Annotated in this window: 15 protein-coding genes; all 15 read left to right on the top strand. The window is 46.4% G+C overall.

Annotated features, from left to right (window positions below; all coding sequences use genetic code 11):
• Nucleotides 1-137: 137 nt before the first annotated feature.
• The 15 genes from D0T60_RS12505 (at nucleotide 138) to D0T60_RS12435 (ending at nucleotide 12,606) form a co-directional block, all read left to right on the top strand.
• Nucleotides 138-440 (top strand): DUF4134 domain-containing protein, encoded by a 303-nt coding sequence (locus tag D0T60_RS12505; protein ID WP_032853573.1) that lies wholly within the window; start codon nucleotides 138-140, stop codon nucleotides 438-440.
• An 11-nt stretch (nucleotides 441-451) separates the two neighbouring features.
• Nucleotides 452-787, top strand: coding sequence for a DUF4133 domain-containing protein (locus D0T60_RS12500; protein ID WP_163218443.1), 336 nt, complete (start codon nucleotides 452-454; stop codon nucleotides 785-787).
• Nucleotides 780-3,278 (top strand): TraG family conjugative transposon ATPase, encoded by a 2,499-nt coding sequence (locus D0T60_RS12495; RefSeq protein ID WP_163218457.1) that lies wholly within the window; start codon nucleotides 780-782, stop codon nucleotides 3,276-3,278. The genes D0T60_RS12500 and D0T60_RS12495 overlap by 8 nt, the downstream gene beginning before the upstream one ends.
• Nucleotides 3,279-3,320: 42 nt before the next feature.
• Entirely contained in the window at nucleotides 3,321-3,527 is a 207-nt protein-coding gene (locus D0T60_RS12490; protein WP_163218442.1) for a hypothetical protein, read from the top strand.
• An 11-nt stretch (nucleotides 3,528-3,538) separates the two neighbouring features.
• On the top strand, nucleotides 3,539-3,853 hold the full coding sequence (locus D0T60_RS12485; protein ID WP_163218441.1) for a DUF3876 domain-containing protein: 315 nt from the start codon (nucleotides 3,539-3,541) through the stop codon (nucleotides 3,851-3,853).
• Between the two features lie 53 nt (nucleotides 3,854-3,906).
• On the top strand, nucleotides 3,907-4,527 hold the full coding sequence (locus tag D0T60_RS12480; protein WP_163218440.1) for a DUF4141 domain-containing protein: 621 nt from the start codon (nucleotides 3,907-3,909) through the stop codon (nucleotides 4,525-4,527).
• A 3-nt stretch (nucleotides 4,528-4,530) separates the two neighbouring features.
• Nucleotides 4,531-5,532, top strand: coding sequence for a conjugative transposon protein TraJ (gene traJ, locus D0T60_RS12475; protein ID WP_163218439.1), 1,002 nt, complete (start codon nucleotides 4,531-4,533; stop codon nucleotides 5,530-5,532).
• Nucleotides 5,533-5,638: 106 nt separating this feature from the next.
• Complete coding sequence (gene traK / locus D0T60_RS12470; RefSeq protein ID WP_163218438.1) at nucleotides 5,639-6,262, top strand: conjugative transposon protein TraK; 624 nt, start codon at nucleotides 5,639-5,641, stop codon at nucleotides 6,260-6,262.
• 7 nt (nucleotides 6,263-6,269) lie between these two features.
• Nucleotides 6,270-6,563, top strand: a complete 294-nt coding sequence (locus tag D0T60_RS12465) for a TraL conjugative transposon family protein (RefSeq protein WP_163218437.1) — start codon at nucleotides 6,270-6,272, stop codon at nucleotides 6,561-6,563.
• A complete protein-coding gene (traM, locus tag D0T60_RS12460) occupies nucleotides 6,544-7,884 on the top strand; it encodes a conjugative transposon protein TraM (RefSeq protein ID WP_163218436.1) in 1,341 nt (446 codons plus the stop codon). Before D0T60_RS12465 ends, traM begins: the two co-directional genes overlap by 20 nt.
• Nucleotides 7,885-7,930: 46 nt before the next feature.
• Nucleotides 7,931-8,893 (top strand): conjugative transposon protein TraN, encoded by a 963-nt coding sequence (traN, locus tag D0T60_RS12455; protein ID WP_163218435.1) that lies wholly within the window; start codon nucleotides 7,931-7,933, stop codon nucleotides 8,891-8,893.
• A 2-nt stretch (nucleotides 8,894-8,895) separates the two neighbouring features.
• Nucleotides 8,896-9,480, top strand: a complete 585-nt coding sequence (locus D0T60_RS12450; protein ID WP_163218434.1) for a conjugal transfer protein TraO — start codon at nucleotides 8,896-8,898, stop codon at nucleotides 9,478-9,480.
• A 13-nt stretch (nucleotides 9,481-9,493) separates the two neighbouring features.
• Nucleotides 9,494-9,943, top strand: coding sequence for a DUF3872 domain-containing protein (locus D0T60_RS12445; RefSeq protein WP_163218433.1), 450 nt, complete (start codon nucleotides 9,494-9,496; stop codon nucleotides 9,941-9,943).
• Nucleotides 9,944-10,514: 571 nt separating this feature from the next.
• Complete coding sequence (gene ltrA / locus D0T60_RS12440; protein WP_163218432.1) at nucleotides 10,515-11,906, top strand: group II intron reverse transcriptase/maturase; 1,392 nt, start codon at nucleotides 10,515-10,517, stop codon at nucleotides 11,904-11,906.
• Nucleotides 11,907-12,012: 106 nt separating this feature from the next.
• On the top strand, nucleotides 12,013-12,606 hold the full coding sequence (locus D0T60_RS12435; protein ID WP_203558334.1) for a M23 family metallopeptidase: 594 nt from the start codon (nucleotides 12,013-12,015) through the stop codon (nucleotides 12,604-12,606).
• Nucleotides 12,607-12,627 lie beyond the last annotated feature (21 nt).

Raw genomic sequence — 12,627 nt, 5'->3', positions numbered from 1 at the left:
GTTAAAAACAAAGCAAGATGAAAGAACGGGATTACGGTTAGCTACGCTGCCAACCACTAAAAGATCAAGTTAAACAAATTATTCATTTCCGGTACAGGGGACTATTCCACCCCCTGTACCATTAATCAACAAATCGTATGACAAAGAAAAAAATTCTTATGTCGGCAGCCTTCATTTTCGCTGCCGTATCATCCGCCTTTGCACAGGGCAACGGTATCGGGGGTATCACCGAAGCTACCAATATGGTAACATCGTATTTCGATCCCGGCACAAAATTGATTTACGCTATCGGAGCCGTTGTCGGCTTGATTGGGGGAATCAAAGTCTATAACAAGTTTAGTTCGGGCGACCCCGATACAAGCAAAACGGCTGCAAGCTGGTTTGGTGCGTGTATCTTCCTGATTGTCGCCGCCACCATCCTACGTTCCTTCTTCCTTTAATCGCTCAAGCTATGGAGCATAATATTAATAAAGGCATAGGCAAGAGCGTGGAATTTAAGGGCTTGAAAAGTCAGTATCTCTTCATCTTTGCGGGCGGTCTGTTGGCTGTATTCGTAGTCTTTGTGATTATGTATATGGCAGGTGTAGACCAATGGGTCTGCATCGGTTTCGGCGTTATCGCCGCCTCCGCTTTGGTATGGCTGACTTTCAACCTGAATGCGAAATACGGGGAGTATGGATTGATGAAAGTGCTGGCAAAACGTCAGCACCCGCGCTACCTGATAAACCGCAAAATATCCCGCCGCTTGTTCAGCCGACCAAAAAAGAAGGAGGTGCGTGATGCGTAATACAATGAAAGCGGCTACCATCGAAAGCAAGTTCCCGCTATTGGCAGTGGAACACGATTGCATCATCAGTAAAGACGCGGATATAACGGTAGCCTTCCGTGTCGATCTGCCGGAACTGTTCACCGTTACCGCAGTCGAATATGAAGCCATACACTCGGCATGGGCGAAAGCCATCAAGGTTTTGCCCGATTACTCGGTTATCCATAAGCAGGACTGGTTCGTAAAGGAAACCTACAAACCCGAAACGGACAAGGAAGATATGAGTTTTCTCTCCCGCTCGTTTGAACGGCACTTCAACGAACGTCCTTACCTGAACCATAGCTGTTTCCTGTTCCTGACAAAAACAACTAAAGAGCGAATGAGAATGCAGAGCAATTTCTCATCGCTTTGCCGGGGGAACATTATCCCCAAAGAGGTAAACAAGGACACGGCAACACGGTTTTTGGAAGCGGTCGGACAGTTCGAGCGTATCGTGAACGATTCGGGATTTATAAGTCTTACCCGCCTGACTTCGGATGAGATTACCGGAACGGAAAATGACCCTGGATTGGTAGAGAAATACTTTGCCCTCTCGCTGGATGATACAACCTGTTTAGAGGATATGGAACTCGGAGCAGACGGGCTTCGCATCGGAGCAAAGAAAGTATGCCTGCATACGATTTCCGATGTGGAGGACTTACCCGGAACGGTCGGAACGGATATGCGCTATGAAAAGCTATCCACCGACCGGAGCGACTGCCGGTTGTCGTTTGCAGCACCCGTAGGGTTGCTGCTCTCGTGCAACCATGTATATAACCAGTACATTTTTTTGGACGATTCGGCAGAGAACCTGCGAAAGTTTGAGAAGTCAGCCCGCAATATGCAGTCGCTTTCAAGGTACAGTCGTGGAAACCAAATCAACAAAGAGTGGATCGATAAATACCTGAATGAAGCACATTCGTTCGGGCTTACCTCTGTCCGGGCGCACTTCAATGTAATGGCATGGTCGGAAGATGCGGAGGAGCTGAAACACATCCGTAACGATGTAGGTTCACAGCTTGCTCTTATGGAGTGTAAACCACGCCATAATACAACGGATGCGGCTACACTCTATTGGGCGGCGATGCCGGGCAATGCGGGGGATTTTCCTTCGGAGGAAAGTTTCTATACGTTCATCGAACCCGCCCTGTGTTTCTTCACAGAGGAAACCAACTACAAAAATTCGCTTTCGCCTTTCGGTATAAAGATGTGCGACCGTGTGAGCGGTAAGCCCCTCCATGTGGATATATCGGATTTACCTATGAAGCAAGGGATAACCACCAACCGAAATAAATTCGTGTTGGGGCCATCCGGTAGCGGTAAATCCTTTTTTATGAACCACCTCGTCCGCCAGTATTGGGAACAGGGAACGCACGTAGTTCTGGTCGATACGGGTAATTCCTATCAGGGACTTTGTGAAATGGTGCGCCGGAAAACCAAAGGTGAGGACGGCATCTATTTTACATACACGGAGGAAAATCCGATCAGCTTTAATCCTTTCTATACGGACGATTACAAGTTCGATGTAGAGAAAAAGGACAGTATCAAAACACTATTGCTGACCCTTTGGAAATCCGAAGATGATAAGGTAAGCAAGACCGAAAGCGGCGAACTCGGTAGCGCGGTATCGGCATATATCGAGCGCATCAGGGCAGACCGGAGTATCGTTCCGTCCTTTAATACTTTCTACGAATATATGCTGGGCGACTACCGCCGGGAACTGGAAGAAAGGGAAATCAAGGTAAGCAAAGAGGATTTTAACCTCGACAATATGCTTACCACCCTGCGTCAGTATTACCGGGGCGGGCGTTTCGACTTTCTCTTGAACTCCGAACAGAACATCGACCTGTTGAATAAGAGCTTTATCGTCTTTGAAATTGACAGTATTAAGGAGAATAAGGAACTTTTTCCTGTGGTAACGATCATCATTATGGACGCGTTTATCCAGAAAATGAGGAGGTTAAAAGGTGTTCGTAAACAACTGATTGTGGAAGAGGCTTGGAAGGCTCTTTCTTCGGCGAACATGGCTGAATACCTGAAATATATGTACAAAACAGTCAGAAAATATTTCGGGGAAGCCATTGTCGTAACGCAGGAGGTGGACGATATTATCGCATCGCCGATTGTGAAAGAAGCGATTATCAATAACTCCGACTGTAAAATCCTTCTCGACCAACGAAAATTCATGAACCGCTTTGATGTAATCCAATCACTTTTAGGTCTGACTGACAAAGAGAAAGGACAAATCCTGTCTATCAATATGGCGAACCATCCCGGCAGGTTTTATAAAGAAGTATGGTTCGGGTTGGGCGGCGTTCAGTCAGCGGTGTATGCTACCGAAGTTAGCGGCGAAGAATACCTGACCTACACGACAGAGGAAACCGAAAAGATGGAAGTTTTCAAAAAAACGGACGAACTCGGCGGGGATTACGAACTGGCGATTAAGCAAATTGCCGAAAGTAAGCGGCAATAATTATCAACCGGGGCTATTCAGCCCCACAACCACTAAAAGATCATGTTAAAAAGATTCAGTAACGAGCAACTTGAAAAGCTGCTCATCCACACGGTAGGGATAAACAGTGTCCTTACCGAAGTCCTGCTCAAACCGCAGGAAGAAAGCGAAGAAGAAACGGAAGTCATAGGCGGCAACGCCCATATTGACATCCTTGTGATTGACCCTGCAAGCCTGCTGAGAAAAGAGGCTAAAGAAGCGAAAAAGTAAGGAGGTGCGCCATGTTCAGCAAATGTAATATAACCGACCCTTGCGCCGCATATCAGGATTTTAACCTGCGGGAGATTACGGGACGTTGGGTAAGCCCGGACGGTGCGCCTGCGGTAAGGATTTACCGCAACACTTCCCGCAAGCGGGGAGGCATCCGCATCGAACTTACTTACAACAACCCGCAGGTAGTCTGTGATTGTACGGTGTATTGCTTGTTCGGTTTGTACTACATCGACCTGTACGGGCGTATCGGGATTGCTTATGACCGGGAGCGGGAGGTCTTATTACTTTCCGCTTTCGGTGAATATGTCCGGGCAGAGGATTAGTCTTTCGGGCTGATCCTTTACCCCAAGTAAATAACAATTAAAAATGTATAGCAATGAAAAAGATTCTTTTAAGCCTTGTATTAGCCGTTAGTTTCTTCGGCTTTGAGGCAAAAGCGCAGTGGGCGGTAATTGACCCGTCCAACCTTGCTCAAAATATACTGACGGTTTCCAAAACAGCGACAACGGCAACCAATGTAATCAACAGTTTCAAGGAAATGCAGAAGATTTACAGTCAGGGCAAGGAGTATTACGACAAATTACAGTCAGTACATAATCTGATAAAGGATGCCCGCAAAGTAAAGGAAACGGTAGAGCTGGTCAGTGAAATATCACGGATATATTCTACCAATTTCAATAAGATGCTGACGGATAAAAATTTCACCCATTCGGAACTGGAAGCCATATCGAACGGATATTCCAAACTATTGAAAGAGAGTGGAAACCTGCTGTCGGATATAAAGAATATCGTTTCGGCTTCCAACGGGCTTTCCATGACCGATGCCGAACGCATGGCAATCATAGACCAGATACATACCAAAATGGTGCAACACCGCAACCTTGTGAGCTACTTTTCCAAGAAAAGTATATCCGTTTCCTTTATCCGCAGTCAGGAATCGGGCGATATGGAACGGGTACGCTCCCTGTATGGTGATCCATCCGAAAGATACTGGTAAGCCATGATGTTGTTAGCAATAGATTTTGAAAACCTGCATCAGATTTTACGGAATCTGTATCAGGAAATGATGCCCCTTTGCGGCGACATGATTGGTGTCGCCAAAGGGATAGCGGGTCTGGGTGCGTTGTTCTATGTGGCTTCCCGCGTATGGCAAGCTCTCTCACGGGCAGAGCCGATAGACGTATATCCGCTGCTTCGTCCCTTTGCGATTGGCTTGTGTATTATGTTCTTCCCCACAATCGTACTCGGCACAATCAACGCCGTTATGTCGCCTGTGGTAAAAGGAACACATACCATACTGGAATCGCAGATAACGGATGTACAGGCATTACAGGCGGAGAAAGACGCGCTGGAATACGATGTACGGGTACGCGAGGGCAAAGCATGGTTGGTCGATGACGAAGTGTACGACCAGAAAATGGAAGAGCTGGGCGTTTTTGATGCGGCTGAAATTATCGGCATGTGGGCTGAACGTACATGGTACGATATGAAAATGTGGTTCCGGCAGTTAGTCCGGGATTTCTTCGAACTGCTGTTCAATGCCGCTGCCCTTACGATTGACACCTTACGCACCTTTTTCTTGGTGGTGCTGTCAATCTTAGGGCCGCTGGCATTTGCCCTCTCCGTTTATGACGGCTTCCAATCCACGCTTACCAACTGGCTTTCGCGCTATATCAGCGTGTACCTGTGGCTACCTGTTGCCGATCTGTTTTCGGCTGTGCTGTCTAAGATTCAGGCACTCATGCTGCAAATGGATATTGGACTACTCAAAGACCCGTCATACGTGCCGGATGGGAGTAACGGCGTATATATCATCTTTTTGATTATAGGCATTATCGGGTACTTCTCGATACCGACCGTTGCGGGCTGGGTGATTCAAGCCGGAGGCGGTAGCGGTACACGCGGAGTAAACACGGCGGCAAGCAAAGGGGCAGCAATGGCAGGAGGCGTAGCCGGGGCTGCTGCGGGCAACGTAGCCGGAAGATTATTAGGTAAAAAGTAAATGAGCCGATTGTTCAATATGCCAATATGCCAATGGGAAAAAGATAGTAAGGCTCGCGAATCTTCATTGGCACATCGGCACATTTTCAAATTATCACATTGAAATTATGGAGTTCAAAAGTTTAAAGAATATAGAAACATCATTCAAGCAGATACGCCTGTTCGGTATCGTGTTTCTGGTGTTGTGTGCCGCCATTACGGGTTATTCCGTATGGTCGTCGTACAGCTTCGCCGAAGCACAACGCCAGCGTATCTACGTGTTGGACGGGGGCAAGTCTTTGATGCTTGCCCTCTCGCAAGACCTTTCGCAGAACCGCCCTGTTGAAGCACGGGAACACGTCAAGCGGTTTCACGAACTGTTCTTCACGCTCTCGCCCGACAAAAAAGCCATCGAAAGCAATGTAAACAGGGCGTTGTTCCTTGTCGATAAAAGTGCTTTCAAATACTATCAGGACATGGCGGAAAAAGGGTACTACAACCGTATCGTTTCGGGCAATATCAATCAGATTGTACAGGTGGATAGTATCGCCTGCAACTTCGATGTGTACCCCTACACGGCGGTAACATACGCCCGGCAGATGATTCTCCGGCAGTCGAACATGACCGAACGCAGCTTGATAACCCGTTGCAACCTGATTAACTCGGTACGCTCGGACAATAACCCGCACGGTTTCACTATGGAGAAATTCGAGATCGTGGAAAACCGGGACATTCGGGTAACGGAAAGGTAGGTGTGGTATGATACGGAAAATCATTCAACGTGTAAACGAGTGGCTGGAAGACCGCTTGCGTAGTCTTATCAGACCATTAAGCCCTGATGCAAGGGTAATCGTAATCGTTACCATGCTGATAGTATTCAGCGGCTTGTCTATCTACATGACCGTTTCTTCTATTTACAACTTAGGTAAAGGTAAGGGCGAACAAATGCAGATAGAACAGATAGAAACCCTGAAACTGCAAGTGGAACAGCAGCAGAGGGATAGTATTAACAATCTTAATAATCATTACCAGTATGAGCGATCAAGTGAATAATAATGAGGTACAGCAACCGGAGATACCACCTGTACCGGATAAAAAAGAGCCTCAAAAACCACCGAAAAAAGAACTTTCGATGGCAGAGAGGCAGAAACGTAAAAAGATGCTGATAATGCCGCTGTTCTTCCTGATTTTCGGCGGTGCTATGTGGCTGATCTTCGCCCCGGCAGACAAAGACGAAACAAAGGTTGAAGGGCTGTCGGGCTTAAATGCCGAACTACCCGTACCCAAAGATGAAGGGATAGTCGGGGATAAACGCAATGCCTATGAACAGGAAGCCATGAGGCAAAAGGAACAGGAACGGATGCGTTCTTTGCAGGACTTTTCGACCATGTTTGACCAAGCGGAAGAACCAAAGCAGGCAGAATCCAATCAGCCGGAGTATTACGAAAATCCGTCTGCACGGCAAACAAAACCAGTAAATAATCTGCAAGCCTCCGCAAATGCCTATCAGGATATAAATAAGCAGTTGGGAGAATGGTACGAAGAACCTGCCGGGAAGAGCGAACAGGAACTCGCTGTCGAAGAGCGTATGAATGAGCTTGAACGCAAGCTGGAAGAAGCCGAAGCGCGAAAAGCCGCTGAGGACGAACAGACTGCCTTACTCGAAAAATCCTATGCGATGGCGGCAAGGTATATGCCTCCGCAGGCAGGACAGGACGAAAACATCAATGCTGCTCTCTCTACGAAAGACAAGGTAAATGTTCTGCCTGTAAAGCAGGTGCGCCACAATGTAGTGTCGCTGCTCTCTGCACCGATGTCGGACGAAGAATTTATAGAATCGTTCAGCCAGCCCCGCAATATGGGATTTTTCACTGCCGCCGGAAACGAGGGTGTGAAAGATAAAAACAGCATCCGTGCCTGTGTGAACCAGACCGTAACGCTGACAAGCGGAAAGGAATTGCAGATACGCCTCTTAGAACCGATGCAGGCAGGAAACATCCTTATCCCTGCCAACTCGATCATTACCGGGGCGTGCCGTATCGGTAGCGAACGAATGGAGGTTACAATTAATTCTATTCAATATGCAGGCAACATTATTCCGGTTGAACTGCAAGTGTACGATCTGGACGGGCAAAGGGGTATTTCCGTGCCGAACTCCGATGAGATAAGAGCCGCCAAAGAAATAGCCTCACAAATGGCACAGTCGGCAGGGTCGAGCATTACGATTACCGATGATGCAGGTTCACAGTTTGCCGCCGATATAGGGAAAAGCCTTATACAAGGAGCATCGCAGTATGTGAGTAAGAAAATGAGCGTGGTTAAGGTTACGCTGAAAGCCAATCATAAACTACTGCTCTTGCCAAAAGAGAATTAATAAAACCACTAAAAAATCAATGTTTAACGAATTAAGAATTAAAAGTATGAAACGAATCTTTTTGATGCTCGCCCTTGCGGTGAGCGTATTTGCTGCCCATGCGCAGGAAGTGCAGACAGTAACCGAAGAAACGGCTACCGTAGTACAGACCAGTCCCACAACGGGCGACTACTATCAGGGCTTTACCCGCCCGCTCACGTTCGATAGGATGATACCGCCCTATGCGTTGGAAGTAACATTCAATAAAACCGTTCACGTTATTTTTCCCGCCCCAATCCGCTATGTCGATTTAGGGTCGGCAGATCTTCTCGCGGCGAAAGCGGACGGAACGGAAAACGTGTTGAGAGTGAAAGCCGCTTTGAGGGATTTTAGCCGTGAGAGTAATCTGTCCGTCATTACCGAAGATGGTGCATATTACACGTTCAATGTTAAATATGCGGACGAACCTGTAAAGCTGTCCGTTGAAATGACCGACTTCCTGAACGATGGGGAGGCGGTAAACCGTCCGAACAATGCCCTTGCCGTCTATATGGAGGAATTGGGACAGGAATCTCCGCTGCTTGTCAAGCTGATTATGCAGTCCATCTACAAAAACAATGACAGGGAAATCAAACATTTAGGTAGTAAACGTTTCGGCATACAGCATACGTTAAAGGGCGTTTATACCCATAACGGGCTGTTGTACTTCCACCTGCAACTGAAAAACTCGTCCAACGTGCCGTTCAATATAGATTTTATCACGTTCAAAATCGTAGATAAAAAGGTCGCCAAGCGTACTGCGATTCAGGAACAGGTGATCTGGCCGCTTCGAGCCTATAATAATTTGATGGTAATAGGCGGTAAGCGCACGGAGCGCATGATTTTTACCCTGCCGAAATTTACAATACCCGATGATAAAATGCTTGTTATCGAGCTGAATGAACAGGAGGGCGGTCGCCATCAGCGGTTCACGGTCGATAATGCCGACTTGGTACGGGCAAAGGTTATTAACGAACTGAAAGTGAAATAACCATGAGGCAGCTATCTTTTATCATGGCGGTTGCGTTGTGCCTGGTCTTTACAGACCAAGCACACGCACAACGTCAGCTACCGGGTATGCGGGGCATACAGGTAACATCGGGAATGGCGGACGGTATCTATTCGTCCAAGCAGGATAACGAAGCCGGATATTATTTCGGCGCGGCTATGGCGACTTATACAAAGAATGGTAATAAGTGGGGGTTCGGTGCGGAGTTTATGGAAAGGTATTACCCATACCGGACAATCCGCATTCCGGTTTCACAGTTTACCGCTGAAGGCGGTTACTATCTGAAAATCCTGTCCGACCCGTCAAAGACTTTTTTGCTGTCGTTGGGAGGCTCTGCCCTTGCGGGGTATGAAACATCGAATTGGGGAGAAAAGACCTTGTATGACGGTTCTACGCTCCGGCACAAAGACGCATTTATCTACGGTGGGGCAATCACGTTGGAACTGGAAACTTACCTGTCCGATCGGTTGGTGCTGCTCCTGACAGGACGCGAACGCATCCTGTGGGGCAACTCTACGGGGCATTTCCATACGCAGTTTGGTGTCGGAATCAAATTTATAATCAATTAAACATAGAAGTACAATGAAAAAGTTTTCAGCATATTTTTTATACACGCTATTGCTGGGTGCAATAGTCTGTGCCTGTTCTGACGATATGGATATTAATAAGGTTTACGCATTTGATCTGGTTAGTATGCCGGTTCAGAAAAAAATCGTTCAGGGAGAGGTGGCGGAAATCCGTTGCCAGATCGTAAAGGAAGGAGATTATCAGGACACGAAGTTTTTTATTCGGATGTTCCAGCCTGACGGCGTTGGCGAACTCCGGTTGGATGATGGGCGTGTGTTGCTGCCAAATGACCTTTACCCGTTGAAAAAAGAAACATTCCGAATGTATTATACTTCGCATTGTACCGACCAACAGGTAATTGACGTGTATATCGAAGATAATCACGGGCAGGTGGTACAAAAAACTTTCTCGTTTCAGAATGACAAGGGAGAGGACGAAACGGAAGATGATAATGATAATTTGTAGTTATATCGTATTCAATGCCCTATGCTGGCTATGTATAGCCCGCTCGTTGATGAATGCCCCAACAGACGTAGAACTATGGGGAGAGGAAATAGACTAACAGGAAAGCACCCGGAGTATTTCGGGTGCTTACTTTCATGTGTGCCGTGCATGATTACTAACTTGGTGGTGCAAGTCCACTACGGAGGTAGGTAGCGACCAACCGTTAGCCGAACAGCAAGGGTGTCTTCCGCGAGGGGAATCTGAAAGAAGCTGTACGCAAAATCCCGGTCTGAGGAACACGAACATCATATAAGGCTCACGCCGTAGGACGAGTTTGCATGACAAAACGAAGTCCTAAAGCTACCCGGATACGGCAGAGTAAATGATGCAGATATATGGGATGAAGGTTATTAATCTTACCACGGGAGGTCTCACGGACGTGCGGACGTTTTTTTTTTTTTCGGAAGCATGGCTAACAATTGCCGTGAGAAGTCAGCCGAGGACATAGTACCGGGTTACGGGTTAACCTGGGAAGGTCTGAACCTTATTGTAAGTGAGAAGTAAATGAATGTTACCCGAAATGTAAGGAAGAATGCAGAAAATATCAACACAGAGTGATAGCTGGCTCGAGAAGAATAGGACGGCATCCGAATGCTATCGAGGAGTGCAGACTTACATGGGGATAACTGAAAACAACCTCACGGAAGTACATTTTACACAAGATAGGCTACTGGAGCGTATTTTATCTCCTTCCAACTTGAACGCCGCCTATAAACGGGTTGTTTCAAACAAAGGAAGTGGTGGAATTGATGGGATGAATACGGAAGACCTGCTTACTTGGCTCAAAGTTCATAAAGATGAACTGCTATCCTCCTTACAAGCAGGTCGGTATCGTCCTAATCCCGTTCGTCGAGTGGAAATCCCCAAAGATGGTGGCAAGAAACGCCCCTTGGGTATCCCCACCGTAGTCGATCGTCTTGTTCAACAATCTATAGCACAGGTGTTATCACCTATCTATGAACGCATCTTCAATGACAATAGTTACGGATTCCGTCCCGGTCGTAGTTGCCACGGAGCTCTTCTGAAAGCTCAAACTCATGTCAATTCCGGCTACAAGTATGTGGTAGACCTGGATTTAGAGAAATTCTTCGATACGGTCAATCATAGTCGTTTGATAGAACTCCTATCACGTCGCATTAAGGATGGTCGTGTGATCTCTCTCATCCATAAATACCTACTTGCCGGGGTAATGATTGGGGCTCAGTATGAGGAAACGCTCATGGGCGTTCCTCAAGGCGGTCCGCTAAGTCCACTCTTAAGCAATATCATGCTTGATGAACTGGATAAGGAGTTGGAGCGTCGAGGTCATCGTTTCGTTCGTTATGCGGACGATTGTATGATTTTCTGCAAGAGCAAACGTGCTGCCGCTCGGGTGAAGAATAGTATTACTTACTATATTGAGGATACTCTTCATCTACGTGTAAACCACGAGAAGACGGTAGTAGGTTACGTACGAGGGATGAAGTTCCTAGGTTATAGTTTCTATGTGAAGTCCGGTGCATGTCGCTTAAGTGTTCATCCTAAAAGCATGTCGAAGTTTAAGTCTAAATTGAAGTCTTTAACTGGTCGTAGCAATGGTATGGGCTATGAAAAGCGTAAAGAATCACTTCGCTACTTTATTATGGGTTGGCTTGAATACTTCAAGTTGGCTGATATAAAGAGTAAACTCAAGGAATTGGATGAATGGTATCGTCGTCGCTTACGGATGTGTATCTGGAAGTGCTGGAAGAAAGTAAAGACTCGCTTTAAGAACCTCATGCGATGTGGTATTGATAAGCGTAAAGCATGGGAGTGGGCAAATACTCGCAAAGGTTATTGGCATATTTCCAAAAGTTTTATTCTTAATCGCGCATTGAATAATGATAACTTAAGACGAGCCAATTACCCATTATTAATGGACTGTTATTGTAAAGTTGTATCGTAAGTAAGGAACCGCCTTGGTACGGAACCGTATGCCGGGTGGTGTGAGAGGACGAAAACAAAGTAGGAGAAAACTACTTTTGTTTTCTCCTACTCGATTCAAACAGACTATGAAATATATACTAATGTTCTTTATCGCCTTATTGAATTTGCCTGCATCGGGGCAGCCGGGCGATTCTCTAAACAGAAAACCGAAGATAGAAAAATGTACGGAACAGGTGTATTCTGCAACGGAATTTCAGCAGATAGCCGATTCGTTGAAACTATCTATTGATGAGTTATGCAACTATCCTGTGATTTTTCCGATTAAGAAACCGGAACGTATTTCATCGGGATTCGGGATGCGTAAACATCCGATTTACAGGGTGTGGAAATTCCATACGGGGATTGATATTCCTGAAACAAAAGGTACTCCCGTCTATGCCACAGGTAATGGCATTGTAGTTCAAAAGGGGTATTGTCCGGGCTATGGGAATTTTATTGAAATTCAGCATACAGGCGGTTTCCGTTCGTTCTATGCACATTTAAGTAGGACAATGGTAAGTGTCGGCGATTCGGTAAGTATAACCCAGCAAATAGCTTGCGTAGGTAGTACCGGAATAGCAACAGGTAGCCACTTACATTATGAAGTAAGAAAAGGAAAACGCTATCTGAATCCGACCGGATGGTGTAACCTGCTGTTGGAAATATTGAAAAACAAGTAATTATACTTTGTACTGTTTTGA

This window comes from Bacteroides sp. 224 (assembly GCF_010500995.1).
In the GTDB taxonomy this organism is placed as follows: Bacteria; Bacteroidota; Bacteroidia; order Bacteroidales; family Bacteroidaceae; genus Bacteroides.
Note: the sequence above shows the minus strand (reverse complement) of the source record. Positions and strands in the feature narration are given on the sequence as shown.